Source organism: Ruania albidiflava DSM 18029, assembly GCF_000421225.1.
Classification (GTDB): domain Bacteria; phylum Actinomycetota; class Actinomycetes; order Actinomycetales; family Beutenbergiaceae; genus Ruania; species Ruania albidiflava.
Genome location: NZ_ATWL01000002.1, coordinates 159,381 through 184,565 on the forward strand (window position 1 = coordinate 159,381; position 25,185 = coordinate 184,565).

Here is a 25,185-nt window from a genome sequence, read left to right on the forward strand (position 1 = left end):
TCATCACCGGGTCGAGCTTCACTCGGCTGACCTTCGCAATCACTAGGACAGATTGCCGAACGAAGTGGAGAAGCAAGGGACCGACAGATCGATAGCGAGCAGGACAACAAGCTCAAGACCGACTTTGCATTCGTGGCGGCGCTAGATCAGAGCGGTGTCAGCACACCAACGGCACTGAAACTGTAGGGAATGGGCGAGGACGCTTACTCCGATCAGCAGCAGATGTTCGACCTGATGCACGAGATGCGTACCCGGATCATCACCGGTCCCGCGTGCGATTGGGACCGCGTGCTGGGCACGATTCTGTTCGGAGACACGCTGGACCGGGAGATCGAGGAGGTGCGGACAGTCAAGCACCTGTGGACGGCCAGCGGCATCGTCCCGCTCCCCAAGATCGACCGCGGCCAAACTGCCGAGTGAGACCGACGGTGCCCAACTCATGAAGCCCGCCCCGACCTGGACGCCCTAGTCACCCGCGCCGCGGCGAGGTGCGGGCCTGTCCCGCGTTGTCGCCGAGCAGTCCATCCTCGCCCGGCCCATCTTGGATACCAGCCTGACGCCCACCGTCGAACCCGAGTTGGAAATCCACAGCCCCCGCAAGATCCAGGCGGAAGTGCAACTCCGCACGAGTATCCGCGCCGAACCGTGTGGGCGGGACCAGGCAGTCATCCTGGAGCCAGCCGTGCCCGAGGTCGATGACTGCTACCCAGAGTTCGTACGCATCCGCGGTATTAGTGTGCTGGCTCTGTCCGGCCGGCCACGGCCGGGTACAGGCCATCGCTGGGCCTGCCCGACATCACTGGATGATCGCCAGGTTCTACCGCGCGCTGAGCGAGGGCCCGTCCATCGACCAGACCGACGACGAATTCGACGCCTCGCGCACCTGACCGCAGGCGCCGCGTGTCGAGTGCCGAGTCGGTGAGGAAGTGGGCGTGCCATCATCGCTGCGCCTTACGCTGTTCGCGCACGACACGCAGGTCAGGATCTCCTGGGCGACGGCATCGAGGTCGTCCTAGCCTTCGGAGATGACCCGATCGATCGCAGCATCGACGACATCCCTCCTAGAAAGAAAGCGCCATAGATGGTGCCTCTCGGCCCGCACTGTGGATCACCGTCGGATCGGGGCTTAGTGATGCAGGCTGGGCATCTGCTCACGGAGGAGAGGGGCAGCGTCGATGCCCATGAGGGCAACTGGCGTGTCATCGAGGTAGTGGGCGACGAGCAAGGGTTTAGTGGACATCACCCGTGCGCGCGTGCCTAACGGAGGGTGGCCGGCACCAATGAGGGTGTGCCCGTGGATGCGCACGGAGAAAGTGGAGACCGGCAGGTATGTGCGGGGATCAGCGGCCATGCCGAGATCGTGCAGCAGCGCCTGCGCGGCGTGCACTCCCTGTGCGGTGGAATCGTCCCAGTGGTCGATCCGGTAAGCGCTGTGCCTGGGATAGTGGTGTACCGCCACGCCTCCAGCAGCGTAGATGCGCTGGTCCGGGGCATGCAGGGACCGTAGGTGACTGTCGACAGGTATGCCCTCGGGTCCGGTCCAGGGAGCCGGCGCGGTAGGTGCGGTGCCGTGAGCGACGATCGCGAGATCGCCTTCTACGCGAGTGCCGTCATCGAGGACGACGGCGACGCGATCGGAGTGAGTGCGGATCGAACGCGCGCTTCGGCCGAGGTAGGCGGCGTGCTGGGGCTGATGCAGGTCGAGCAGCCACCGGGCGGCGGGTTCGCCGATCGAGCTGGCTCCTGGCACGAGTGAACGGGCGATCAGGGCGGTGTCGTGGCCCGCATCGGTGAGCAGTGACGCGGTCTCCGAAGCGACCAGGCCGCCACCGAGGATCAGCACCCGCGCCGGGGAGGCGTGGGCGAGGCGGTCACGTACACGGACGCCGTCGGCCATCGAATGCAGAGTGGTCAGGCGACCTGCACGCACGGCCTCGTCGCGGCCGATGATCTCCTCATCAAGGATGCGAGGCCGGCTTCCGCTGGCGATGACGAGCGCGTCGAAGGCTCGCCTCTCGCCAGAGTCGAGACGAACCTCTCGGGTTCGCGGGTCGATGCTGCGCACGGTGTCGGCAGTGGGCTCGACCCCAACATCGGGAAGCGCTGCCTGGTGGGGTTCCAGTAGCCCGATGGCCACGCCCTTGTTGACCAGGGTCCGGTTGGAAGGCTGTTCGCCGGTTCGGGTGAACAGTTCGACGTCGACGCCCGAAGCGCGCAGGGCTTTCGTGGCGGCGGTTCCGGCCGCGCCGGCGCCGATGATTCCGACTGTCGAGGTCATCAGGCGTCCTCCGTCTCTCTTGCGGCCCGTGTGAAGGCTGGCAGCAGGATTGCGTCGATGAACCAGGGTGCGTCATCGGGGTCGAGGCGTCCTGCTCGGACTTCCTCTGCTGCGCCGTTCATCACCACGTGGGTCGTGGTCAGCAGCCAGGTCACGGGGAGGTCGTTGCGGAACGCGCCCTCGCGCTGGCCCCGGAGCAGCAGGGTGCGCATGCGCGCCTCGGCCTTCTCGTGCAGCTCGCGGATGCGGGCTGCGGGAAGTTCTTTCTGCGCGGCCGCCAACAAAGCGCCGGACTGGTCGACGAGTACCCAGCTGGAAGAAACCAGGCGCTGGAACGCCGCGGCGGCCTCGCCGTCGAGAGACACCTCTTTGAGCACGTCTTCGCCGCGTTCAAGGCTGTCGACCAACGCTTCTTCGATGAGCTCGGCGCGGGTCTGGAAGTGGCCGTACAGCGTCATGCGGCCCACACCCGCCTCCGCGGCGATGTCGGCGACCGAGGCGTCGGGGTTCTTGCGGATCGCCGTCACCGTAGCGGCCAGGATCTTCGCCCGGTTGCGCTGAGCATCGGCCCGCTGGTTGGCCGCCCGGTTCGCTGTCGCAGGGGCGCGCCGGGTGCCCCGTGTCGCCTGAGCCTTCTTCGTCGGCATCGTCCACCTCGCAAGTCGTATGGGAATGTATGAGATAGTGTAGCCGTTACATCCCGTACACCGATGCTTGAGTTACGGTGTCGTCGCCGGATCGGCGACGGACACACACGAGAGGAGCAGAGCGCTATGAGTACGACACACACGCCTCCGGGGGGTGCGACATGAGCGGCACGAGCGCACCGGAAACACGGACCGGCGCCAAGCAGTGGTGGGGTCTGGCGGTCCTGGTGATCCCCTCCACCCTGCTGTTCATGATGCTGACGATCCTGTTCCTGGCGGCACCGAACTTGGCCACCGACCTGAACCCGTCGAGCGCGCAGCTGCTGTGGATTCTCGACATCTACGGCTTCGTGATGGCCGGGTTCCTGGTCGCGATGGGCGTACTCGGAGACCGGGTGGGCAAACGCCGCCTGATGGTGATCGGCGCGATCTTGTTCGCAGTTGTCTCCATCGCGGCAGCGCTGACGACCGAGCCGTCACTGATGATCGTCTGGCGCGCCGTCCTGGGTCTGGCCGGTGCGACGATGTTGCCCGCCACGCTCGGGTTGATCTTCGTGCTGTTCTCCGATGCGAAACAGCGCGGCGTGGCGATCGGGATATGGGCCGGCGGCATCTCAGCTGGCGTCGCGCTCGGCCCGCTGCTGAGCGGGCTACTGCTGGAGGCGTATGGATGGGAGGCCACGTTCCTGGTGGCCGTCCCGATCATGGCGATCGTGGTGATCGGTGCACCACTCCTCGTGCCCGAGCACCGCGACCCCACGGCCCGGTTCGACCTCTTCAGTGCGCTGCTGTTGGTGGCGTCGCTGCTGGCGATCATCTACGGCATCAAACGGTTCGCCACGCAGCAGCCGGCAGGCCTCTCGATCGCACTGCTGGTGGTCGGTGCTCTGATCGGTCTGTGGTTCGTGATCAGGCAGCTGCGCGCGAAGCAACCGCTGCTGGACGTGCGCTTGTTCCGCAACAAGACGGTCAGTGGCGCTCTCGCAGTCTTCCTCCTGTCCGCTGCCGCCCTGGGCGGTGTCTACCAGCTGTTTGCGCAGTACCTCCAGCAGGTACAGGGCCTTTCACCCTTGCAGGCCGGATTCGCGATTCTGCCGGCAGCAGCGGTACTGATCGTGGCCTCCACCCTCTCTCCGGTGTTCGCCCGGAAGTTCCGACCAGGAAACGTGATCGCGATCGGCCTGCTTACCCAGGTCGTCGGCTACGTCCTGTTCACGCAACTCGACGCTGGGACAGGCCTGGCACTGGTGATCGCCAGTTTCGTGATCACCTATCCCGGCGTGGCCCCGGCGATGGCGCTGACCACCGATTTGGTGGTGAGCTCGGTCCCGCCGGAGAAGGCGGGTGGCGCCTCGGGCTTGGCGACCACAGTGAACGATCTCGGTCTCTCCCTCGGCGTCGCGCTGATCGGCAGTGTCGGCGTGGTTGCCTACCGAAATCAGATTGCGGGCACGCTCCCGGATGGGTTGCCCGCTGACGCCGCGGCCGCAGCCTCCAACAGCATCGACGGCGCGCTGGTCTCGGCCAGGGAGCTGCCGGGAGCGCTCGGCGAACAGTTGGTGACTGCGGCCCAGGAGGCCTTCACCGGCGGGCTGAACACCGCCGCGATCGTTTCGGCCGTAGTGGCCGGCATCGCCGCGATCATCGCGGCAACCCGCTTGCGCCACGTTCGCCCCACAGGCGAGGCGCAGCAGGCCGCCGCCGACGCGGCCAGCCGTTGACCTCATACCCCCTAGGGGTATAGTGTTCTGGAAGTAGTACACGAGTGAAGGAGTTTCAATCATGAGCACAACCGAATATCAGGTGACCGGGATGAGCTGCGGGCACTGTGAGACCGCCATCCGCGCCGAGGTCTCCGAGATCCCCGGCGTCACGGGCATCGAGGTCAGCGCGACCACCGGCCGCCTGGCTGTTACCACCGACAATCCGGTCGATGACGCCGCGGTGCTCGCGGCGGTCGACGAGGCCGGATACACCGCCGTCAGGAGCTGAGATGAAGGCACCTGCACGGCTGGGCCTGTACGGGCTGGTCCTCGTGGCCGTGTTCGCCGTGGCTGGATTCACGGCGAACGCGGTCATCCCCGCGGTGACCGTGCAGAGCTGGGCAGAAGACACCGCACAGAACACCCACCACGACGAAGGAGACAGCATGGACACCGCCGGGCACGAGGGCGGCCACACAGGCGAGACGGCCCCCCTCGGCCTGGGGATCGCGCAGGACGGTTACCAGCTGACCGCCGTGACCGCCCCCACCGACACCAGCACCGAGGGAAGCCTGTCCCTGACCATCACCGGCCCGGACGGGAGCCCGGTGACCGACTTCGAGCTGGAGCACGAAAAGGAACTGCACCTGATTACCGTTCGCGCCGACGGTCAGCACTTTCGTCATGTCCATCCCGAGATGAACGACGACGGCGCCTGGACGATCCCCTGGCAGTGGGAGGCGGCCGGGTCCTACCGGATCTTCGCGGACTTCCTTCCCGCGGACGCCGGTGAAGGGCTGACCTTGTCGACCTCGGTGCACGTGGGTGGCGACTACGAGCCGGCACCGGCCACCGAGCCGGTCACCACGGCCACCGTCGACGGCTTCGACGTCAGCGTGCAGGGCGATCTCACTGCGGGCGAGGCCACGCAGCTGACCATGACCATCACCCGTGCCGGGGAACCAGTCACCGAGCTGGAACCCTACCTGGGCGCCTTCGGACACCTCGTCGCGCTGCGGGACGGGGACCTCGCCTATCTGCACGTCCACCCCCATGGGGACGAGCCGCAGGCCGGCCAAACCTCTGGTCCGGAGATCGTGTTCGAGGCCACCGCGCCCACTGAGGGCCGCTACCTGCTCTACCTGGACTTCCAAGTTGACGGCGAGGTCCACACCGCTGCGCTGGTGATCGATACGGCGACCGGCTCGGGCGGGAGCGACGGCGGGCACTCCGACGGTGGGGGTTCCGATCAGGAGCCGGGCACCGGTGACGAGCATCAGGAAGGAGAAGGCCATGACCGCTGAGAACACCAACACCGGGGTCGCCGGCATCGAATTGCAGATCGGTGGCATGACGTGCGCCTCGTGCGCGAACCGGATCGAGAAGAAGCTCAACAAGCTCGACGGTGTCACCGCGAGCGTGAACTACGCCACCGAGAAGGCCAGCGTCACCGGCCCCGACGACCTGGACCCGCAGGCCTTGATCGCGGAGGTCGAGAAAACCGGCTACACCGCCGCGCTTCCGGCACGTACCAAGGGCCACGGTGACAGTTCAGAGGATGAGGGCGAGTCGGCCGAGGACAGAGAGCTGCGTTCTCTGCGTCAGCGCCTCATCGGCGCCGCGGTCCTTGCGGTGCCGGTGATCGCGATGGCGATGATCCCAGCCTTGCAGTTCGACTACTGGGGCTTTGCCTCCCTCGTCCTCGCCGCCCCCGTCGTGGTCTGGGCCGGGTGGCCCTTCCACCGTGCCACGTGGATGAACCTCAAGCACGGTGCGGCCACGATGGACACGCTTATCTCTGTGGGCACGACCGCGGCGCTGATCTGGTCGATCGTGGCCCTGTTCTTCGGTACCGCCGGCCAGCCCGGCGTCACCCACTCCTTCGAGCTGGCCATCTCCCGCTCCGACGGGCTTGGGAACATCTACCTCGAAGTCGCCGCCGGGGTGATCACGTTCATCCTGATGGGCCGCTACTTCGAGAAGCGATCCAAGCGTCGCGCCGGGGCCGCTCTGCGCGCCCTGCTGGAACTGGGGGCAAAGGAAGTCTCGGTCCTGCGTGACGGCACCGAACAGCGTGTCTCCATCGACGAGCTGGCCGTCGGCGACGAGTTCGTCGTGCGACCTGGTGAGAAGATCGCCACCGACGGGACCATCACCTCCGGCAGCTCCGCGATCGACGCTTCCATGCTCACCGGCGAATCCGTGCCGGTCGAAGTCTCAGAGGGCGACCCTGTCACAGGTGCGACCGTCAATGCCGGTGGCCGGCTCGTGGTGAAGGCGACCCGGGTGGGCTCGGATACCCAGCTGGCGCAGATGGCGAAGATGGTCGAGGACGCCCAGTCCGGCAAGGCTGAGATCCAGCGGCTGGCCGACCGTGTCTCCGGGGTGTTCGTGCCGATCGCGATCGCCATCGCCGTCGCGACCCTCGGGGCGTGGATCGGCGCAGGGTTCCCGCTGTCGGCCGGCTTCACCGCCGCCGTCGCCGTGCTGATCATCGCCTGCCCCTGCGCTCTCGGCCTGGCCACGCCGACTGCCCTGCTGGTCGGCACCGGGCGCGGCGCGCAGATGGGCGTGCTCATCAAGGGCCCCGAAACCCTCGAATCCACCCGCAAGGTCGACACGATCGTCCTCGACAAGACCGGCACCGTCACCACCGGGAAGATGACCCTGACCGACGTGATCGCCGCCGACGGGGTTGACCGTGACGAGCTGCTCAGGCTGGCCGGCGGTCTGGAGGACTACTCCGAGCACCCCATCGCCCAGGCCATCGCCACCGGAGCGACCACCGAGGTCGGTGACCTACCGGCACCGGAGTCCTTCGAGAACATCGAGGGTAAGGGTGTCCAAGGCGTTATCGACGGCCACGCGGTCCTGGCCGGCCGGGAGTCGCTGCTGGCGGACTGGTCGATCCACCTGGGCGACGACCTCCGGGTCGCGAAGCAGGCGGCGGAGGCCGAGGGTAAGACCGCGATTGCCATCGCCTGGGATGGTGCCGCACGCGGTGTGCTGGTCGTCTCCGACCAGATCAAGCCCACCAGCGCCCAAGCGATCGCACAGTTCAAGGAGCTCGGGCTGACCCCGGTGCTGCTGACCGGCGATAACCAGGCCGTGGCTGAGCAGGTCGCCGCCGAGGTGGGCATCGATCAGGTGATTGCCGAAGTCATGCCCAAGGACAAGGTCGGTGTCGTCTCAAAGCTTCAGGACGAGGGCAAGGTCGTGGCCATGGTCGGCGACGGCGTCAACGACGCCCCCGCCCTCGCCCAGGCCGACCTCGGTCTGGCGATGGGCACCGGCACCGATGTGGCGATCGAGGCCGCCGACATCACCCTGGTCCGTGGCGACCTGCGCGCCGCCGCGGATGCGATCCGGCTGGCCCGGCGCACGCTACGGACGATCAAGGCGAACCTGTTCTGGGCCTTCGCCTACAACACCGCCGCGATCCCACTGGCCGCCTTCGGGCTGCTCAACCCGATGCTCGCGGGGGCAGCGATGGCCCTCTCTTCGGTGTTCGTCGTGTCGAACAGCCTGAGGCTGCGGACCTTCAAGGCCCGCGCCGACGATGTCAGCGACCCGGCGCCTGCTGGCCCGGCGCAGGCCCGGGAGCCGGTGGCCGCCTGACCCATCCATCTGTCATCACCCAACGAGAAAGGACACACCTGATGACTGCACATGAGAACCTCAACCTCACTGACACCTCGGGCTCCGCGGGAGGAAGCTGCTGCGGCCACGCGCCCAGCACCGACTCCGACGCGCAGGTCCCTGCCGCAGACATGGCCGAGTGCCCGGTCATGGTCGGCACCCCCGTCGTGAAGGCCGAGGCCGAAGCCGCCGGCCTCTTCCGCGACTACAAGGGTGAGCGGTACTGGCTGTGCTGCGGTTCCTGCGGGCCGCTCTTCGACGCCGACCCCGACCGGTACGTGGACGCCGCCTAACACCCCACGAGCGAGGAACCCGGCTCGTGCGGTGCGCAACCGAAGACGAGCCGGGTTCCCCCTCACTCGCCATATACCCGTACCGGGTAACAGATAGGAGCATCACGATGCGCCCCGATCACCACCGCACGCAGACATCGTCAGCGGCACACGAGGAACACGCAGGCCATCCCGGGAAGCACCCGGGCCATACCGATCACAGCGCCGAGCACGCCGGCAGCGAGGGCCACACCGACCACCACCACGAGCACTCCGACCACGCCGGCACGGACCATGAGCCTGCACACCGCGAGAAGCACGTCGACCACCAGGATCATCACGGTCAAGCCGGCCAGCATCACGCCGGGCACGAGGACCACGGCGGTCACGCCGGCCACGGCGACCACGTCGGGCAGTTCCGGCGACTGTTCTGGATCATGCTCGTCCTGGCCATCCCGGTGGTGGGGTTCAACGAGATGTTCGCCGACCTCCTCGGCTACCAGCTCCCCGACGCCGGATGGGTGTGGTGGGTCTCCCCGGTCTTGGGCACCGTGATGTATCTCTGGGGCGGCCGGCCGTTCCTGACCGGCGCGCTTTCCGAGATCCGCGCCCGCCAACCCGGCATGATGCTTCTCATCGGTCTGGCGATCACCGTGGCGTTCATCGCCTCCTGGGGCGCCAGCCTGGGCTTGCTGGACCATCAGCTGAACTTCTGGTGGGAACTGGCGCTGCTGGTCGTCATCATGCTGCTGGGCCACTGGATCGAGATGCGCTCCCTGGCACAGACCACCTCCGCTCTCGATTCCTTGGCGGCCCTGCTACCCGACGAGGCCGAGAAGGTCGACGGCGACGACGTGGTCAAAGTCGCTCCGGCCGACCTCGCGGTCGGTGACATCGTCATCGTGCGCCCCGGCGCCTCTGTGCCCGCCGACGGCAGGATCACCGACGGCTCGGCCAGCATGGACGAATCCATGGTCACCGGCGAATCCAAGTCCGTCCGACGCGAGACCGGTGAGCAGGTGGTCGCCGGCACGGTGGCCACTGATTCAGGCTTGCGGGTCGAGGTCACCGCCATCGGCGAGGACACCGCCCTGGCAGGTATCCAGAAACTGGTGGCCGACGCGCAAGCATCGTCCTCGCGCGCCCAGCGCATCGCCGACACGGCGGCGGCCTGGTTGTTCTGGTTCGCACTCGGCGCAGCCGCGATCACCGCCGTGATCTGGAGTGTTCTGGGGATGCCGGATGCGGCGGTGGTGCGCACGATCGCCGTGCTGGTGATCGCCTGCCCGCACGCGCTGGGACTGGCGATCCCGCTGGTGGTCTCGATCGCCACCGAACGCGCCGCCCGCGGCGGAGTGCTGGTCAAGGACCGCCTCGCGCTGGAGTCGATGCGAACAGTGGACACCGTCCTGTTCGACAAGACCGGCACCCTGACCAAGGGCGAGCCCACCGTCACCGGGATCGAACCGATCGAGGGACACACCGAAGACGAGGTGCTGGCTCTGGCCGCAGCGGCCGAGACCGACAGCGAGCACCCGCTCGCCAGGGCCGTGGTCGGGGCGGCGCGCGCCCGTGAGCTGGACGTGTCCAAGGCGACCGACTTCTCCTCCTCGCCGGCAGTTGGAGTGAAGGCGACAGTGGGCGGCACGGTGGTCGAGGTCGGCGGCCCCTACCTCCTCGACGAGCATGGCCTCGACGAACTCCCCGTCGCCGATCAGTGGCGCACCGAGGGTGCGATCATCCTCCACATCCTCTCCGACGGTCAGGTGATCGGTGCCCTGCGGTTGGCCGATGAGATCCGGTCGGAGTCCCGTGACGCCGTCGACGCGCTCCACGCCGCCGGCGCGCAGGTCGTCATGATCACCGGCGACGCCCAGGCGGTGGCCGACACCGTCGCGAACGAACTCGGCATCGACCGAGTCTTCGCCGGGGTCCGGCCCGAGGACAAGGCCGCCAAGGTCGCCGAACTCCAGCACGAGGGCCGCAAGGTGGCCATGGTCGGCGATGGAGTCAACGACGCTCCGGCCCTGGCCCAGGCCGATGTCGGCATCGCCATCGGCGCCGGCACCGACGTGGCCATCGGCTCCGCCGGAGTCATCCTGGCCAGCTCGGACCCGCGTTCGGTGCTCTCGGTCATCGACCTCTCTCGGGCCTCATACCGGAAGATGAAGCAGAACCTCTGGTGGGCTGCCGGCTACAACCTCATCTCCGTCCCGATGGCAGCCGGCGTCCTCGCACCGATCGGATTCGTTCTGCCGATGAGCGTTGGCGCGATCCTGATGTCCGCCTCGACCGTGGTGGTCGCGCTCAACGCCCAGTTGCTGCGCCGGCTCGACCTGACGCCTGAGGCCAGCACGGCCAAGACCCTTGACCGCGCGGCAACCAGATAAGCACTGTCCCCTCCCGGAGCGGACACCATACAAACAGGAGAAATACGATGGAAACCATCACCACGCCAACGGCCGAAGCCAGCCACGGCTACATCAATGACAAGGACCGCTACCTGGCTCGTCTCAAGCGCATCGAGGGCCAGGCACGCGGCATCCACCGAATGATCGATGAGGACACCTACTGCATCGACATTCTCACCCAGATCAGCGCCCTGACTTCCGCCCTGGAGAACGTCGCCCTCGGCTTGCTCGACGACCATCTCAAGCACTGCGTCGTGGACGCCGCCAAGGCTGGCGGGCCACAGGCCGAGGAGAAGATCAAGGAAGCCTCCGACGCCATCGCTCGACTGGTCAAGTCGTAAGGGACCACGGTCGCATGCGCTCTTCAAACATCATCGTCAGGGCATTGTCACTTGCCACGGAAATCGTGACCTTCCGCGCCTCAACTTCTGGCGACGCGAGCTGGCGGGCCTCCAGCACCACGGGACGCACTCAGTGGGTGTTGGAAGTCACCATTCGCGCCGTGAAAGCCTGCTGCTGAGGCCAGCCTCGGCGCCCGCCCGTGAGGCATCCCGGCATCCCATACGTGTCCCGCGTCAGGGGAACCGGAAGCGCTGGCCGTCAGGACGAGTCGCAGCTCCGGTGAGTCGAGATGGCGGCCCTCGATACGCTCGATCTCGACCGGTTCGCGCCGGTCGTCGCACGAACGCGAGCAATACACCGCCCCATCGTGCCCGTGGCCTATGACTGCGTGAAACTGATCTTCGTCCGCGCCGGCTCAGCAATATTGCTTAGCGAGTTTGGTGAGAGACCGGTGGCCGTCGGTGACGTCGTCGTGTTAGGAGCCAACACTCTGTGTGGCAGTGAACCTGAATGCTCGATCACGGTGACCACCCTCTACCTCGATCACGACTACGTCGTGGATCAAGTGTTCTGGCAGTATGCTGCACAGCTGGCAGATCGATGGGACGCGCAGGACTTCGCCGAGAAGCTGTATTCGGAGCCAGCCCAGATACTGCACCTCGGCGAAGACCGCGCCGGGATGCTCATGCCCTGGCTCGATGAACTCGTTGCACTGAGCATCGACGGCCCCTCCCCAGAACGGTTCTACCGGCTGCAAGCGCTGCTCTTTGCCGTACTGGACGTGGTAACCCCGTACGTGAGAACAACCGCGACGCGGCGATCGCCAACACAACGCCAATCGATGCGACCCAGCCTCCCACGCCACCGTAGGTTCGCGCCCCTACGGGCCGAGGCCCAGGCCGCTGCCGACCTGCTGCGCGCTGACCATGCGCGCCGATGGACGTTGCGAGAACTTGCCGGCGCCGTGCACCTCTCCCCATCCCAGCTCGGGCGCGTGTTCGTCGATGCCTACGGTAAGACCCCGATGACGTACCTGACCACGCTACGGGCCGAGCACCTGGCCCGGGTGCTGCGCGAGACCGACCTGCCCATCGAACAGGCCATGGCCGAGGTTGGATGGCACAGCCGCGGCCACGCCGCCCGTCTGTTCCGCCAGGCCGTCGGGCTCACGCCCACCCGCTACCGCGAACGTAGCCGACACTCCCGCGCCTGATCGGATGATTCGCATTAGCGCATTTTCGATACGCGTATCGGCATCATCGGCCCTTCTCGGCCCACTGCCGAGTTTCCAGTTGGTAGTCCGGTAAGGACTCGTCGGGTTTATCACTTGTGCCTGACGGTCACCGCGTCGTTGTCCGTCTCGTCCGTGCTGGTGATCCCGGCGTACCTGGGGGTTACCGAGCCTGTTCGGCTCGGTGTCCAGGGTAGCAGGAGGAGACGGCGACGATGGCCACGACACGGGAAAACTCTCAGGCGGCGCGGGAGGCGAAGCTCGACGAGCTGCACGAGAAGCTGACCGGCGCCGTCGAGCGGCTGGTCTCTGGGGAGGACTGGGCGCGAGCGCTCGCGTTCGCGGCGCGGTTCAGGGCCAGATCGTTCTCGAACACGCTGCTGATCTGGGCCCAGCACCAAGCGGCCTTCGAGGCGGGCCGGGTGCCGGAGCCGATGCCGTCGTATGTGGCCGGGTACCGGCAGTGGCAGACCCTGGGCCGGCAGGTCGAGAAAGGCCAGTCCGGGTACCAGATTCTCGCCCCGGTCACCGGCCGGTTCGCCTCCTCGAACCCGGCTGATGCGGAGTCGTGGCGGCGCCTGGGCAAGGGCGAGAAGCCGCGGCCGGGCGAGGTGGTCCGGTCGAAGATGATCACCGCCAAGCCCGCCTATGTCTGGGATGCCTCCCAAACGTCCGGGGAGCCAATCCCGGAGCCGCCGGCGCCGACGCTGCTGGGAGGCGAAGCCCCCACCGGTCTGTGGGACGGGCTGGCCGACCACGTGCGCGCGCAGGGGTTTGAGGTGGTGCGGGTGCCGCACGAGGGCATGATCCACGGCGCCAACGGCGTCACCGATTACACCGCGAAGACGGTGGCGGTCCGGGAGAACATGGACCCCGCCGCGCAGGTCAAGACGCTCGCCCACGAACTGGGTCACGTCCTGCTGCACGGCCCCGACAACGACGAGGCGCGTCAGCATCGTGGCATCGGGGAGGTCGAGGCGGAATCGGTCGCGCTGATGATCGGCGCCGCTCACGGTATGGACACCTCCGGGTACACGATCCCTTACGTCTCCACGTGGGCCGCGCGAGTGGACGGCAAGGAGCCCGGCGAGATCGTCAAGGCCACCGGGGAGCGGGTCCGCAAGACGGCACTGTCGATCCTGGAACGGCTCGACACGGCACAGGTCACCGACGGCGCCCCGCCCGGCCTGGACCGCGACGCACCACAGCGCGAGGCGACCTCCCGCAAGCAGCCGACCCACGATGCCCCGGAGTCACGTCGGGTCACACCGCTGCCCGAGCCCGCGCCCCGAACGGTCACCGCGTCCGCGACGACACCGGCGAGGGCGTTGTGACGCCCGCGGTAGAGGCTGTCGCCCGCGTGCTGAGACGCGCCGCCAGCCCGTGGCCGGTCTCGGCAGTGGCACGGGAACTGGCCGCCGCCGGGGTGCCCGTCTTTCCGTGCCTGCCCGGCGGCAAGCGTCCCCTGACGACGCATGGTTTCCACGACGCCACCACCGACCTCGAACAGATCACGGCGTGGTGGCGTGAGCATCCGGAGGCGAACCTCGCCGTGCCCACCGGCGCCGCGTCCGGGCTGGTGGTGGTCGATGTCGACGTTCACGGGCCCGTCGACGGGTACCGGGCGTTCGATCACGCCCACCGGGCGGGGCTGGTGTCGGGGTGGGCGTTCCTGGTGTCGACGCCGTCGGCTGGGATGCACGCCTACTACCCGGCAACCCCAGACCGGGACCAGCGGTCGTGGCAGGCCGCGCGCGCCGGCATCGACTTCCGTGGTGACGGCGGGTACATCGTCGTCCCACCCTCGACCGTGTCCACCGCCCGCAGGAGCGCCGGCTACCGGGTGCGGCGGATCAACGCCGGTGTGCCGTCGGTGCTCGACGCCGATCAGCTGCGAGAGTTCCTCGACCCGCGCCCCACACCCCGCCGCACTTGGGGTCGGGAGGTGGAGCAGTCGGCGGATGCGTCCCGGCTGGCGGCGTGGGTTGCCGGCCGCGCCGAAGGGGAACGGAACCGAGGCTTGTTCTGGGCCGCCTGCCGGCTCGCGGAGAACGGCGTTCCGGCACCGGATGCGCTCGATGTGCTCGCGGCCGCGGCGTCGCAGGTGGGCCTGGGTGAGCGCGAGATCACCGCGACCGTCCGCTCCGCCTACCGCACTGCCCAACCCCGACCCTCGGCGCCGCCGGTGCAGCGCGGCTCACCAGCGGCGGCTGACGGCTGGTTCACTCACGACGGCGCCGTACGGCTGTCGTCTCCGACGCGGAGACTGTCATGAGCATTCCTGCCGCGGCGAAGCACAGGAGCCGACATTGGGCGGTGGTGACCGCGGTGGCCGGGACGGTGTTCATCGCCGCCGGCGCGTTCTGGCTGTCGTTCACGGCGCTGGCTGATCTCGCTGCTCGTTCGGGGGTCGGTGGTTCGCAGGCGTGGGCGTGGCCGCTGATCGTCGACGGCATCATTGTGGTCGCCACCGTCGCCGTGGTCGCCCTGGCCGGCCAGCGCTCGGCGTGGTATCCGTGGGCGCTGTTGATCGGCGGCGCCGCCGTGTCGGTGACTGCGAACGCCATCCACGCCGTCGTCGCCGCGGATGCCGATGTCCCCGGAGTGCTGGCCGCGGCCGTCGCCGCGGTGCCACCCGTGGTGCTGCTGGCGATCACCCACCTGACCGTCATCCTCACCCGACCACAACCGATCACCGACCCGTCCGTGTCCAATGACGACGCCGTGCCCAGTGACACGTCCCCGTCGGTCGAGAAGTCCCGCTGGGGCGGGGTGCCGGTACCGGAGTCGGGAGCGTGGCAGTCGGCAGAGGCTCAGGCGTTCGTCGCCTTGCCGGCGCCAACGCCGGAAGCGATCGACCTGGCATCGGCGCACGAGAGCGCTGAGCCGTCGGCCGGACCCCGGGCGGTCCTCCCGGATCGGCGTGCCCGGGCGGCAAAGCTACGCGGACAGGGGTGGTCGAACAAGAAGATCGCGCGAGAACTCGGCGTGCATCCCTCCACGGTGGGCCGCTGGTTCACCGCGGCGCACCTTCCCGACAGCACCGATGTTGAGGAGGCGATCCCATGAGTTCCGCACACGACCACGATCCGCAGCGGCCCGACACCGACGAGCGGGTACCCGAGCCGATTTCCGCGCGGACGGCGGCGGAGTCTGCTGAAAAGAGCGAGGCACCGGACGCGCTCCGGGCAGCACGGGCCGCCCACCGACGCGAAACCGAACGGCAGACACCAGCGGCAGAGTCGAGGCGCGCGCGGGGGGTGGAGTGGGTGCGGCCCACGGACCTCATCGCCCGCCAGGGTGCGGCTCTCGCCGGCCGCGGCATCGACTTCGAGGTCGAGCTGGCCCGCCGCACCCGCACCCCCATCACCGCCGGCGCCCAACACCTGGGTGAGCGGGCACGCCGGCTGCCGCCCCTCTCGGCGTTCGGCCGCGGCAGCACCGCCCAGGCTGCTCTGTCCCGGCCCGGTGTCGGGATGAGCTGAGCAAGGCGGTGACCAGCGATGCGTACGTCAACGAGGACCCACAGCGATGCCGGGGACGGCGTGTGCACCTGCCTGTCAGGAGGTGCCCTGACCATGACCGACAACAACACACACCCCACCACCGCCCCAGCGGCAGCAGCTGGCCGCGCGGACTTCACCACCGGCGAGGGCCTGCGCGCCCTGCTACACCGGCTCCACCACGGCGGGCGGCGCACCTGGCAGCACGATCCGCAAGCAGCGGAACTGATGGCCTTCACCGCGCAGAAGTACACGCCGCTGGCACGCAAGCATGGGCTGGACCCGTGGGAGGCCACCTCGGCGGCATTCGACGTGATGCGCACTCGGGCAGCCCGCGAGGCGCACGACCCGTGGGCGGTCATCACACACGCGGTGCGGATCACCTGCATCTTCGAAGAACGCGCCCAAGGACTGCTCTGCTCGGTCCACCAAGCCCGCCGCCCCCACATCTCCGCGTTCCACGACCCCGAACGGTTCTCCGACCGCGAGACCCCGCTGACCGACTACCACTCCGCCTTCCACATCCCCGCAGCCGACGCACCGGACGCCCCTGACCAGACACCGGCATCGGCACGGGCCAGCACCACGGCGGGCTCGGCGGTCGAGGACGCGATCGCGCTGTTCACGCTGCTGGACTGGCCGGCCGACATTGCCAGAGCTGCGGTGGAGCATGTGTGCGCCGCGCTCACTCGGGCTGGCACCCGGCAGGCTGCGTACGAGGCGTTGCGGCGCGACAAGCATGCCCGCGCCTTGCTGGACATCCCCGGCCGCTCCTGGACGGCGCTGTTGAAGGCGCTGCTGGGTCACCCGCACCCGGCCTACACCGCCACCGGCACCGGGCGCGGTGTGCTGCTGCGGCTACTGATCGGCGAGAGCCTGCCGGTGCTGCTGCGCGACGACGACCTCGTCCTGTCGATCTCCCTCGCCGCTCCCACCCACCACTACCGCGGTGAGCGTGGCCTTGCCGGTGAAGCCTCTCCCGGGGGCGAGTCCCGATGAGCGCGCGGGAAGGGTCCATCGAGCTGGAACGCAGCGTCGATTCGATCCGCGTCGGGCGCCGGCACCGCACCGACCTGGGCGACATCGACGCCCTCGCCACCTCCATCGCCCGCGACGGCCTGCTCCAACCGATCACCATCACCCTCGACAATGTGCTGGTCTGCGGTGCCCGTCGGTTGGCGGCCATCAAGCAGCTCGGCTGGAGAACTGTCAACGTGTGGGTCCGCTCGGGCATCTCCGACCGCCTCGGCCACCTCCTTGCCGAGCAGGACGACAACGTCCTGCACAAGCCGCTGACCCAGCTCGAAGCCGCCGCTCTGTATCGGGAGCTGAAGCAGGTGATGGCCGAGGATGCCGCCCGCCGGCAGGCCGCTCATCACCAGCGAGTTCGACCAGCTGTTCACAACCGCCAAGACCGAACGGAAGGCACAGATCGCCGAACGCGACCGCCTCTACGACGAACGGACCAAACTGCTCCAGGCCCACTACGCCGGCGCAGTGCCACTCGACCTGCTCAAAACCGAACAGGACCGCATCGCCCGCCAAGTCGCGTTCCTCGACTCACGCATCGAGGCCAGCGAGATCGAGTACGACCAGGCCCGCGCCCACCTCGATGACTGCCTGGCCCTGGCAGGCAACGCCCACGCGATCTACATGAGCATCGACGACTCGCTGCGCCGCATCGCCAACCAAGCCTTCTTCGAACGACTGACGGTCACCGACGACGACGCCATCGATGCCGAACCCGGAGTGCCGTTCGACACTCTGTTCAACCCCGAAGTCCAGGCCACCGCCCTCGCCCGCCAGGAGCGAGGCGGAAACGGGGCAGATCAAACCGGGAACGTCGCTGGTTTGAACAACGACGCTCTGGTGCCCCCGGCAGGACTCGAACCTGCAACCTACGGATTAGAAGGCCGTTGCTCTATCCATTGAGCTACGGGGGCGGACCGCTCCAGCAGGCCTGCGCTGGGTCGCGCGAGCGAACCGGGTGCCAGGATACCCGCCGTGCGGCGCGGAAAGTTGGTCCTAGCGGTGCTGGCACGGCAGGCTAGGGGCCGTGACCACTGAATCCTCCGACACCAGGCCCGCGGGCGGGGATCAGTCCGTGGACCGTCCAGCGCCGACCGAGCCGGACGAGCGGGTGCCGATGGTTGAGGTGATCGAGCACCTGCTCGCGAACCTGGACGCGGCCACGCTCCCGCTGGACGTCCCCGGTGTGGTGGCCGCGCGCCAGGAACGCGACCGGGTGGCCACCCAGGTGCGCCACCATCTGCTGCCCCGCCTGCGCCAGGTGGCCGCCCCGGTGATCGTGGTGGTGGGCGGGTCGACCGGGGCCGGCAAGTCCACCATCGTGAACTCGGTGGTGGCCAAGGAGGTCACCACCGCCGGTGTGCTGCGTCCCACCACCCGGGAGCCGATCCTGGTGGTGCACCCCAAGGACGCGGACCTGCTCGAGGGGCACCCGGTCGCGGACATCGCACGGGTCACCCCCCAGGAGGTGGTGCCGCGCGGGATGGCGCTGCTGGACGCCCCCGACCTGGACTCGGTGCACGCCGCCAACCGTGGCCTGGCCGACGAGCTGGTCGAGCTGGCCGACCTGTGGGTGTTCGTCACCACCGGCTCCCGCTACGGCGATGCCGTCCCCTGGGCACGGCTGCACGAGGCCCGGGAACGAGGCGTCTCCCTGGCGGTCATCCTCAACCGGGTCGACCCCACCGCCCTGGCCACGGTGCGGCGGGACCTCTTCGAACGGTTGGAGACGCAGGGCTTCGGCTCCGTACCGTTCTTCGTCATCGCCGACGTCGGTCCGCACGAGGGGGTGCTGCCCGCCGAACGGATCCGGGAGTTCACCCAGTGGCTGACCGTGCTCGGGGCGAAGAGCCAGTCCCGCAGCATCATCGCCCGGACTGTGCGCGGCGCCTGGCCGGCGCTGCGCCAGGACGTGCAGCAGGTGGCGGTCGCGCTCGAGGACCAGCGCCGCCACCACCTGTCGTTGCGCAACCAGGTCCGTGCGGCCACCACCGCCTCTGCGGAGCAGGTGCAGGAAGGGCTGGCCGCCGGCGGCGCTGCGGTGGGCGCACCGACCACCGCGTGGCTGGCCGGCGCCAGCTCCGGTGGGGTCCTGGCCCCGCTGGTCGCCGCCCCGGCGAACCTGGTGGAGTCCTGGCGGTACCGGCGTGCCACCACCGCCCGTCGAGCAGCTGTCGCCTCCCTGCGCGAGGTCAGCATGAGCGCTGCCCGCACCCTGATCAGCGAAGCCTGCGAACGTGCTGAACGCGCGATCCGCGCCGGTGCTACACACTCCGCCGGCGGCAGCCAGGTCGCCGAGCTGGTCAGCGCCGAGGAGGCCGCCGCGGCACGTACCGAGCGCCTGGACCTGCTGTTCTCCGAGTGGGACGAGGTGGTCGCCGAGCTGTGCGCCACGCTGACCTTCGGCGCCGACGACGCCGGTCTGGACGAGGCCAGCAAGGCTGCGCTGGTCGAGGTGGCGGCCATCGGCCTGGACGGCGCCGAACGCGCCGTGGCCAGGCTCCTGTCCGAGCGAGGCTCCGCCGTCGTGCGCAGGCTCCGCACCGACCTGTCCACCTGGGCGAGGGTGGCCGTGGAAGGGGAGGCCGACGTGTTCCTGGCCGCCTTGTCTACCCTCGGGGTAGATGATGGTGCCGCCCGCAGCCTTCGACTGCGGGCCAGCGAGCTGAAGGGATACCAGTGAGTTCAACGTCGGAGACTGCGGTGCCGACCGGGGGCGCGGGGCAGGAGCTGGGGGACGACGTCGAACAGATCACCACAGCGCTGGACACTGCCGGCGCACGGATCCCTGGAGAGATCACCGCAGCAGCCCACGAGGACCTCGCCCAGGTCACCCAGCGGCTCGCGCTCGGGGTGGACTACACCGTGGTGGCCCTGGTCGGCGGCACGGGGTCGGGAAAGTCTTCGCTGTTCAACGCCCTGTCCTCGTTGCAGTTCGCTGACGTCGGGGTGATCCGACCGACCACCTCCCAGGCCGCTGCCTGCATCTGGGGCAGCAAGGCCACCGCTCTGCTCGACTTCCTCCAGGTGGCCCCCGATCGGCGCATCCAGCGCGAGTCCGCCCTGGACGGCGACGCCGAGGAGGAGCTGACCGGTCTGGTGCTGCTCGACCTGCCCGACCACGACTCGGTCGAGTCCACCCACGCCGAGCAGGTGAACCGGCTGCTGCCGCTGATCGACCTGCTCATCTGGGTGGTCGACCCGCAGAAGTACGCCGACAACGTGCTGCACGAGGAGTACCTGCGCGCCCTGGCCGCCCGGCACGAGGCGATGGTTGTGGTGATCAACCAGATCGACACGATCCCGGTCTCCGCGCACGACCAGGTTCGTGACGACGTGGCCCGGCTGCTGGTCGAGGACGGTCTGGCAGACGTGCAGATCGAGATGGTCTCCGCGCGCACCGGTGAGGGGGTGGAGCGGCTGCGCACGCTGCTCGCCGAGGTGATCGCCGGGGAGTCGGTGGCCGCCCGCACCGCCCGGGACGAGGTGTCCGCGGTGCGCCGCCGGCTGGTCGGGCACGTCGCAGCCCAGGACCCCGCCCCACCGGAGGCGGAAGCGGTGGCCGAGGACCTGGCGACCGCCTCTGGTGTGCCGTCGGTGGCCGAGTCGATCCGCCGGGCCGTCGCCTCCCCGCGTGCTGTGGCGCTCGCCGAGGTGCAGCGTCCCGCCAGCAGCCGCACGGCGGCGATCCGGGACCGCTGGCTGGGTCAGGCCACTGCCGGCCTGCCCACCCCCTGGCGAGAGGCCGTGGTCCAGACCGTCGCCGAGGAGGCCGCGTTCGACGAGCACGTCTGGACCGCGCTGCACAGCCAGGCGCTGCCAGCCAGCACCGACCGCGTGGCGGCCGCACAGCGCACGGCCGGACTCGCTGCCGGGGGCCTCGGCCTGGTGCTGCTGATCGTCGGCGCCGCACTGTTCTCCTCCGCCACCGCCGTGGGTGGGTCGCTCGCCGGCGCCGGAGCCGCGCTGCTGCTGGTGGCCCTGGTGCTGGTGCTGGTGGCGCGCACCCGCCGGCGCCGCACCGCCGGGGAGCGTGCCGAGGACTTCTTGCACCGCACGACGGCGGCGCTCACCTCGGTCGTGTCCGACGACCTGGTCCGGCCTGCTCAGGTCCCCCTGGGCGAGCACAGCAGTGCACGGGCGGGCATCCGCGGGGATGCCCCGGTATCCACAACCCGGGGGTAGGCCGCGGGCGCCGTGGGCGCCGCACGGGTCACGGTGGTCCCGTGCACCGGACCAGCCGGTGCCCGAGCACTCTGGAGTCACCATGGTCAACGAGATCGAGGTCACCCTCCGTGGCCACATCGGCCACGACCCGAACCTGATCACCGGCGCCGGCAAGCAGTCGTTCCTGCGGTTGAACGTCGCCAGCACCCCACGGATCCGCACCCGGGAGGGGGAGTGGGGCGACGGGACCACCCAGTGGTTCGCCGTCAAGCTCTTCGGCGCCTTCGCCGAGCACGTCGCACAGAGCGTGCGCAAGGGCGACCCGGTCCTGGTCCGTGGCCGCCTGGAGCACGAGGAGTACCAGACCCGTGACGGTGAGGACCGGTGGACCGCGGTGATCGTTGCCGACGCCTTCGGGCCGGACCTGCGCACCGTGACCGCGCACGTCTCCCGCGCCACCCGGCGCGCCGAGCCCGAGGGGGACCACGAGGAACAGACCGCCCCTGCGGCAGGTGGTGAGGCCAGCAGCGCCGCGGACCGGACGGGCGGGGCACCCACCGACGAGACCGGAGCGGTGGACGTCTCCGGGTTCCAGGAGGTGCCGGACGAGGACGTCGAGGCCGCCGAGGAGGACTCGATGGCCGCCCGGATGTCGGCCTGAGCGGTGCCCGGCCCCCGATTGCCACTATCGGGGGCCGACGCCGTAAGGTGAGGACTTGATCCATCCCCAACCGCTCATCGCTGGGAGAAAAGTGGCCGAGTACATCTACTCGATGGTGAAGGCGCGCAAGTCGCACGGAGACAAGCTCATCCTCGACGACGTGACGATGTCGTTCCTGCCCGGGGCGAAGATCGGCATGGTCGGCCCGAACGGGGCCGGCAAGTCGACGATCCTGAAGATCATGGCGGGTCTGGAGACGCCGTCCAACGGTGAGGCCCGACTCTCGCCCGGCTACTCCGTGGGCATCCTGCAGCAGGAGCCTCCGCTGAACGAGGAGAAGACCGTCCTGGGCAACGTGGAGGAGGGCGTCGCCGAGATCAAGGCCAAGATGGACCGGTTCAACGAGATCGGTAACCAGATGGCCGAGCCGGACGCCGACTTCGATGCGCTGATGGCGGAGATGGGCAAGCTCCAGACCGAGATCGACGCTGCCGACGCCTGGGACCTGGACTCCCAGCTGGAGCAGGCGATGTCCGCACTGCAGCTGCCTCCTGGGGACGCCGAGGTGACCCACCTCTCCGGGGGTGAGCGCCGCCGGGTGGCGCTGGCCAAGCTGCTGCTGGAGCAGCCGGACCTGCTGCTGCTCGACGAGCCCACCAACCACCTGGACGCCGAGAGCGTGCAGTGGTTGGAGCAGCACCTGGCCAAGTACCCCGGCGCCGTCATCGCCGTCACCCACGACCGGTACTTCCTCGACCACGTGGCCGGCTGGATCGCCGAGGTCGACCGCGGCCGTCTCTACCCCTACGAGGGCAACTACTCCACGTACCTGGAGAAGAAGTCCGCCCGGATGGAGATCCAGGGCAAGAAGGACGCCAAGCTCGCCAAGCGGCTCAAGGACGAGCTGGAGTGGGTGCGGTCCTCGGCGAAGGGCCGCCAGTCGAAGTCCAAGGCCCGGCTGACCCGGTACGAGGAGATGGCTGCCGAGGCGGAGCGCACTCGCAAGCTGGACTTCGAGGAGATCCAGATCCCGCCGGGCCCGAGGCTGGGTTCGCTGGTGATCGAGGCCCGCGACCTGAAGAAGGGCTTCGGCGATCGCACCCTCATCGATGGGCTGAGCTTCACCCTGCCCCGCAACGGCATCGTCGGTGTGATCGGCCCGAACGGAGTCGGCAAGACCACTCTGTTCAAGACGATCGTCGGGCTCGAGGAGCTCGACGGTGGTGAGCTCAAGATCGGGGACAGCGTCCAGATCTCCTACGTGGACCAGGGCCGGGAGAACATCGACCCGAACAAGACCCTGTGGGAGGTGGTCTCCGACGGGTTGGACTTCATCCAGGTCGGCAAGGTGGAGATCCCCTCGCGCGCCTACGTCTCCCAGTTCGGGTTCAAGGGCGCCGACCAGCAGAAACCGGCCGGTGTGCTCTCCGGAGGGGAGCGCAACCGGTTGAACCTCGCGCTGACCCTGAAGCAGGGCGGCAACCTGCTGCTGCTGGACGAGCCCACCAACGACCTGGACGTGGAGACCCTGGGCAGCCTGGAGAACGCGCTGCTGAACTTCCCCGGTTCCGCTGTGGTCGTCTCCCACGACCGCTGGTTCCTGGACCGGGTCGCCACCCACATCCTCGCCTACGAGGGCACGGCGGAGAACCCGGCGCAGTGGTACTGGTTCGAGGGGAACTTCGCCGACTACGAGGCGAACAAGGTCGAGCGGCTCGGCCCGGAGGCGGCCCGGCCGCACCGGGTCACCTACCGCAAGCTCACCCGGGACTGATCGATGGGCCGGACGCGCGTTCCGGTGCAGATGCGCTGGGCCGACCTGGACGCCTACGGGCACGTGAACAACGCCGCGATGCTCACCCTCCTGGAGGAGGCGCGCATCGCCACGTTCTGGACCAGCGACCCCGAGGGGTCACGGTCCGGTGCCAAGGTGCTCTCCGGCGGGCCCGGCAGTGACACCCACACGCTGGTGGCTCGCCAGGAGATCGAGTACCTGGCTCCGTTGTCCTACAGCCAAGACCCGGTCGGGGTGGAGCTGTGGATCGGGGAGATCGGCGGCGCCAGCCTGCTGGTCTGCTACGAGGTGCTCACCCCGGCCGGTCAGGTCTGTGCCCGTGCGGCAAGCTCGATCGTGAAGGTGGACGCTGGTTCGGGACGCCCGGTGCGGTTCACCGCCGAAGAGCGGGAAGCACTGGCCCCGTTGCTGGACGACCCGGTGACCTTCCGGCGCTGACCACACCCACCCCAGCACACGCGAACGCCCTGCTTCGCGGCTCCGACCCGGAGGTCCGCCGCGAAGCAGGGCGTTCGCGATGGGGACTGGTCAGCGCAGCGGCGTGTAGTCCCGGTTGGCGATGTAGCCCGGTCGGGGCGCAGGTGCCGCGTACGGGTCAGTCAGCGTGTTCTCCACACTGTTGAACACCAGGAAGATGTTCGACCGTGGGAACGGGGTGATGTTGTTCCCGGACCCGTGCATGATGTTCGCGTCGAACCACAGCGCCGACCCCGCCGGTCCGGTGAACTGGTCGATGCCGTAGTCCGCGGCCATCCGCGTGATCGCTGCCTCGCTGGGCACACCGACCGTCTGCTCCTTCAGCGAGGACTTGTGGTTGTTCTCCGGGGTCTGGCCCACGCCTGGGATGAAGGTGCGGTGCGAGCCCGGCATCACCATCAGCCCACCGTTGAACGGGTAGTTGCGGGTGAGCGCGATCGAGCAGCTCACCGCCCGCGGCAGCGGCATCCCGTCCTCCGCGTGCCAGGTCTCGAAGTCCGAGTGCCAGTAGAACCCGGTGCCCTTGAAACCAGGCATGTAGTTCACCCGCGTCTGGTGCAGGTAGACCTCGGAACCGAGCAGCTGACGAGCCCGGTCCAGCAGTCGTGGATCACGACTGAGCGCGTCGATCTTCTCGCTGAAGGCCTGCACCTCGAAGATCGAGCGGACCTCGCCGGATGCCTTCTCCGTGACCACGCGCTCGTCACCGCGCAGCGAGGTGTCCGAGGTGAGACGGCCCAGCTCAGCGCTGAAGGTGTCCACCTCGGCAGGACTCAAGAAGTCCTCCAGGATGGTGAAGCCGCGCTCCTCGTGCGCGGCCAGCGCCTCGGCGTCGAACGGGCCGTCGGAGGCAGACCCCCACACGGTGGGGTGCTCGCGGGCGATCGGATCCTCGGCGCTCACCCGGGTGGGGTAAGCGTCGCTCGGTGCCACAGTCGTGGACATGATTCTCCTTTCGTCGGCGAAAAACGCGTCACCCGGTGCGGCTGGGCCGCACCGGGTGCTCTGATGGACGGCACGAACAGTGCCG

General features: G+C 68.7%; 24 protein-coding genes, 1 tRNA gene and 1 pseudogene. 20 read left to right on the forward strand and 6 right to left on the reverse strand.

Annotation, left to right across the window (positions count from 1 at the left end):
* Positions 1-189: 189 nt before the first annotated feature.
* Complete coding sequence (locus K338_RS26100) at positions 190-420, forward strand: beta/alpha barrel domain-containing protein (RefSeq protein ID WP_022916719.1); 231 nt, start codon at positions 190-192, stop codon at positions 418-420.
* A 706-nt stretch (positions 421-1,126) separates the two neighbouring features.
* Here K338_RS26100 and K338_RS20155 read toward each other — a convergent pair.
* Both K338_RS20155 and K338_RS0103090 read right to left on the reverse strand, forming a co-directional pair.
* Positions 1,127-2,278, reverse strand: a complete 1,152-nt coding sequence (locus tag K338_RS20155) for an FAD-dependent oxidoreductase (protein ID WP_022916720.1) — start codon at positions 2,276-2,278, stop codon at positions 1,127-1,129.
* Positions 2,278-2,925 carry a TetR/AcrR family transcriptional regulator gene (locus K338_RS0103090; RefSeq protein ID WP_022916721.1) on the reverse strand — a complete coding sequence of 216 codons (648 nt, stop codon included), beginning with the start codon at positions 2,923-2,925 and terminating at the stop codon, positions 2,278-2,280. The genes K338_RS20155 and K338_RS0103090 overlap by 1 nt, the downstream gene beginning before the upstream one ends.
* A gap of 161 nt (positions 2,926-3,086) precedes the next feature.
* Between K338_RS0103090 and K338_RS20160 the strand changes: the two genes are divergently transcribed.
* From K338_RS20160 to K338_RS0103115, 5 genes are all read left to right on the forward strand, one after another.
* Positions 3,087-4,646, forward strand: coding sequence for an MFS transporter (locus K338_RS20160; RefSeq protein WP_022916722.1), 1,560 nt, complete (start codon positions 3,087-3,089; stop codon positions 4,644-4,646).
* 61 nt (positions 4,647-4,707) lie between these two features.
* On the forward strand, positions 4,708-4,917 hold the full coding sequence (locus K338_RS0103100; RefSeq protein WP_022916723.1) for a heavy-metal-associated domain-containing protein: 210 nt from the start codon (positions 4,708-4,710) through the stop codon (positions 4,915-4,917).
* A 1-nt stretch (position 4,918) separates the two neighbouring features.
* The gene (locus tag K338_RS0103105; RefSeq protein WP_022916724.1) at positions 4,919-5,932 is read left to right on the forward strand and encodes a hypothetical protein; all 1,014 of its coding nucleotides are present in this window, start codon (positions 4,919-4,921) and stop codon (positions 5,930-5,932) included.
* A complete protein-coding gene (locus tag K338_RS20165) occupies positions 5,922-8,246 on the forward strand; it encodes a heavy metal translocating P-type ATPase (protein ID WP_022916725.1) in 2,325 nt (774 codons plus the stop codon). The genes K338_RS0103105 and K338_RS20165 overlap by 11 nt, the downstream gene beginning before the upstream one ends.
* Before the next feature lie 41 nt (positions 8,247-8,287).
* Positions 8,288-8,560, forward strand: a complete 273-nt coding sequence (locus K338_RS0103115) for a hypothetical protein (protein WP_022916726.1) — start codon at positions 8,288-8,290, stop codon at positions 8,558-8,560.
* 140 nt (positions 8,561-8,700) lie between these two features.
* On the opposite strand, the gene K338_RS0103120 is transcribed toward K338_RS0103115, so the two are convergent.
* Complete coding sequence (locus K338_RS0103120) at positions 8,701-8,937, reverse strand: hypothetical protein (protein WP_157612188.1); 237 nt, start codon at positions 8,935-8,937, stop codon at positions 8,701-8,703.
* A gap of 78 nt (positions 8,938-9,015) precedes the next feature.
* On the opposite strand from K338_RS0103120, the gene K338_RS0103125 reads away from it, so the two are divergent.
* The 9 genes and pseudogenes from K338_RS0103125 to K338_RS24925 form a co-directional block, all read left to right on the forward strand.
* Positions 9,016-10,929, forward strand: coding sequence for a heavy metal translocating P-type ATPase (locus K338_RS0103125; RefSeq protein WP_425413814.1), 1,914 nt, complete (start codon positions 9,016-9,018; stop codon positions 10,927-10,929).
* 47 nt (positions 10,930-10,976) lie between these two features.
* The gene (locus K338_RS0103130) at positions 10,977-11,291 is read left to right on the forward strand and encodes a metal-sensitive transcriptional regulator (protein ID WP_022916728.1); all 315 of its coding nucleotides are present in this window, start codon (positions 10,977-10,979) and stop codon (positions 11,289-11,291) included.
* Positions 11,292-11,581: 290 nt separating this feature from the next.
* Positions 11,582-12,505 (forward strand): helix-turn-helix domain-containing protein, encoded by a 924-nt coding sequence (locus K338_RS0103135; protein WP_022916729.1) that lies wholly within the window; start codon positions 11,582-11,584, stop codon positions 12,503-12,505.
* Positions 12,506-12,738: 233 nt separating this feature from the next.
* Positions 12,739-13,857 carry an ArdC-like ssDNA-binding domain-containing protein gene (locus tag K338_RS0103140; RefSeq protein ID WP_022916730.1) on the forward strand — a complete coding sequence of 373 codons (1,119 nt, stop codon included), beginning with the start codon at positions 12,739-12,741 and terminating at the stop codon, positions 13,855-13,857.
* Positions 13,854-14,798 carry a bifunctional DNA primase/polymerase gene (locus K338_RS0103145; protein ID WP_022916731.1) on the forward strand — a complete coding sequence of 315 codons (945 nt, stop codon included), beginning with the start codon at positions 13,854-13,856 and terminating at the stop codon, positions 14,796-14,798. The genes K338_RS0103140 and K338_RS0103145 overlap by 4 nt, the downstream gene beginning before the upstream one ends.
* Positions 14,795-15,592, forward strand: coding sequence for a DUF2637 domain-containing protein (locus tag K338_RS0103150; protein WP_211218186.1), 798 nt, complete (start codon positions 14,795-14,797; stop codon positions 15,590-15,592). Before K338_RS0103145 ends, K338_RS0103150 begins: the two co-directional genes overlap by 4 nt.
* Complete coding sequence (locus K338_RS0103155; RefSeq protein ID WP_022916732.1) at positions 15,589-16,008, forward strand: hypothetical protein; 420 nt, start codon at positions 15,589-15,591, stop codon at positions 16,006-16,008. The genes K338_RS0103150 and K338_RS0103155 overlap by 4 nt, the downstream gene beginning before the upstream one ends.
* Positions 16,009-16,101: 93 nt before the next feature.
* Positions 16,102-17,025, forward strand: coding sequence for a hypothetical protein (locus K338_RS20170; RefSeq protein WP_022916733.1), 924 nt, complete (start codon positions 16,102-16,104; stop codon positions 17,023-17,025).
* Positions 17,022-17,399 (forward strand): annotated as a pseudogene (locus K338_RS24925) (ParB N-terminal domain-containing protein); the annotation flags it as partial. The gene K338_RS20170 and the pseudogene K338_RS24925, both read left to right, overlap by 4 nt.
* A gap of 187 nt (positions 17,400-17,586) precedes the next feature.
* On the opposite strand, the gene K338_RS25425 reads toward K338_RS24925, so the two are convergent.
* Complete coding sequence (locus tag K338_RS25425) at positions 17,587-17,859, reverse strand: hypothetical protein (protein WP_027286380.1); 273 nt, start codon at positions 17,857-17,859, stop codon at positions 17,587-17,589.
* A gap of 34 nt (positions 17,860-17,893) precedes the next feature.
* Positions 17,894-17,969, reverse strand: a tRNA-Arg gene (locus tag K338_RS0103170).
* A gap of 113 nt (positions 17,970-18,082) precedes the next feature.
* On the opposite strand from K338_RS0103170, the gene K338_RS20175 reads away from it, so the two are divergent.
* The 5 genes from K338_RS20175 (at position 18,083) to K338_RS0103195 (ending at position 24,116) form a co-directional block, all read left to right on the forward strand.
* Positions 18,083-19,738, forward strand: a complete 1,656-nt coding sequence (locus K338_RS20175; RefSeq protein ID WP_022916734.1) for a P-loop NTPase family protein — start codon at positions 18,083-18,085, stop codon at positions 19,736-19,738.
* Entirely contained in the window at positions 19,735-21,240 is a 1,506-nt protein-coding gene (locus K338_RS20180; RefSeq protein WP_084480555.1) for a GTPase, read from the forward strand. The genes K338_RS20175 and K338_RS20180 overlap by 4 nt, the downstream gene beginning before the upstream one ends.
* An 82-nt stretch (positions 21,241-21,322) precedes the next feature.
* Positions 21,323-21,883, forward strand: coding sequence for a single-stranded DNA-binding protein (locus K338_RS24260; protein WP_022916736.1), 561 nt, complete (start codon positions 21,323-21,325; stop codon positions 21,881-21,883).
* Positions 21,884-21,974: 91 nt separating this feature from the next.
* A complete protein-coding gene (gene ettA, locus K338_RS0103190) occupies positions 21,975-23,657 on the forward strand; it encodes an energy-dependent translational throttle protein EttA (protein WP_022916737.1) in 1,683 nt (560 codons plus the stop codon).
* A 3-nt stretch (positions 23,658-23,660) separates the two neighbouring features.
* The gene (locus K338_RS0103195; RefSeq protein ID WP_022916738.1) at positions 23,661-24,116 is read left to right on the forward strand and encodes an acyl-CoA thioesterase; all 456 of its coding nucleotides are present in this window, start codon (positions 23,661-23,663) and stop codon (positions 24,114-24,116) included.
* A gap of 90 nt (positions 24,117-24,206) precedes the next feature.
* Here K338_RS0103195 and thpD read toward each other — a convergent pair whose 3' ends face one another.
* Entirely contained in the window at positions 24,207-25,100 is an 894-nt protein-coding gene (gene thpD / locus K338_RS0103200) for an ectoine hydroxylase (protein ID WP_022916739.1), read from the reverse strand.
* Between the last annotated feature and the right edge of the window lie 85 nt (positions 25,101-25,185).

What these genes read in the sequence shown, in the direction of transcription:
- K338_RS26100 (WP_022916719.1), top strand. Translation starts at nt 190, where the DNA reads ATGGGCGAGGACGCTTACTCCGATCAGCAGCAGATGTTCGACCTGATG.
- K338_RS20155 (WP_022916720.1), bottom strand. Translation starts at nt 2,278, where the DNA reads ATGACCTCGACAGTCGGAATCATCGGCGCCGGCGCGGCCGGAACCGCC.
- K338_RS0103090 (WP_022916721.1), bottom strand. Translation starts at nt 2,925, where the DNA reads ATGCCGACGAAGAAGGCTCAGGCGACACGGGGCACCCGGCGCGCCCCT.
- K338_RS20160 (WP_022916722.1), top strand. Translation starts at nt 3,087, where the DNA reads ATGAGCGGCACGAGCGCACCGGAAACACGGACCGGCGCCAAGCAGTGG.
- K338_RS0103100 (WP_022916723.1), top strand. Translation starts at nt 4,708, where the DNA reads ATGAGCACAACCGAATATCAGGTGACCGGGATGAGCTGCGGGCACTGT.
- K338_RS0103105 (WP_022916724.1), top strand. Translation starts at nt 4,919, where the DNA reads ATGAAGGCACCTGCACGGCTGGGCCTGTACGGGCTGGTCCTCGTGGCC.
- K338_RS20165 (WP_022916725.1), top strand. Translation starts at nt 5,922, where the DNA reads ATGACCGCTGAGAACACCAACACCGGGGTCGCCGGCATCGAATTGCAG.
- K338_RS0103115 (WP_022916726.1), top strand. Translation starts at nt 8,288, where the DNA reads ATGACTGCACATGAGAACCTCAACCTCACTGACACCTCGGGCTCCGCG.
- K338_RS0103125 (WP_425413814.1), top strand. Translation starts at nt 9,016, where the DNA reads ATGTTCGCCGACCTCCTCGGCTACCAGCTCCCCGACGCCGGATGGGTG.
- K338_RS0103130 (WP_022916728.1), top strand. Translation starts at nt 10,977, where the DNA reads ATGGAAACCATCACCACGCCAACGGCCGAAGCCAGCCACGGCTACATC.
- K338_RS0103135 (WP_022916729.1), top strand. Translation starts at nt 11,582, where the DNA reads ATGGCGGCCCTCGATACGCTCGATCTCGACCGGTTCGCGCCGGTCGTC.
- K338_RS0103140 (WP_022916730.1), top strand. Translation starts at nt 12,739, where the DNA reads ATGGCCACGACACGGGAAAACTCTCAGGCGGCGCGGGAGGCGAAGCTC.
- K338_RS0103150 (WP_211218186.1), top strand. Translation starts at nt 14,795, where the DNA reads ATGAGCATTCCTGCCGCGGCGAAGCACAGGAGCCGACATTGGGCGGTG.
- K338_RS0103155 (WP_022916732.1), top strand. Translation starts at nt 15,589, where the DNA reads ATGAGTTCCGCACACGACCACGATCCGCAGCGGCCCGACACCGACGAG.
- K338_RS20170 (WP_022916733.1), top strand. Translation starts at nt 16,102, where the DNA reads ATGACCGACAACAACACACACCCCACCACCGCCCCAGCGGCAGCAGCT.
- K338_RS24260 (WP_022916736.1), top strand. Translation starts at nt 21,323, where the DNA reads ATGGTCAACGAGATCGAGGTCACCCTCCGTGGCCACATCGGCCACGAC.
- K338_RS0103195 (WP_022916738.1), top strand. Translation starts at nt 23,661, where the DNA reads ATGGGCCGGACGCGCGTTCCGGTGCAGATGCGCTGGGCCGACCTGGAC.
- thpD (WP_022916739.1), bottom strand. Translation starts at nt 25,100, where the DNA reads ATGTCCACGACTGTGGCACCGAGCGACGCTTACCCCACCCGGGTGAGC.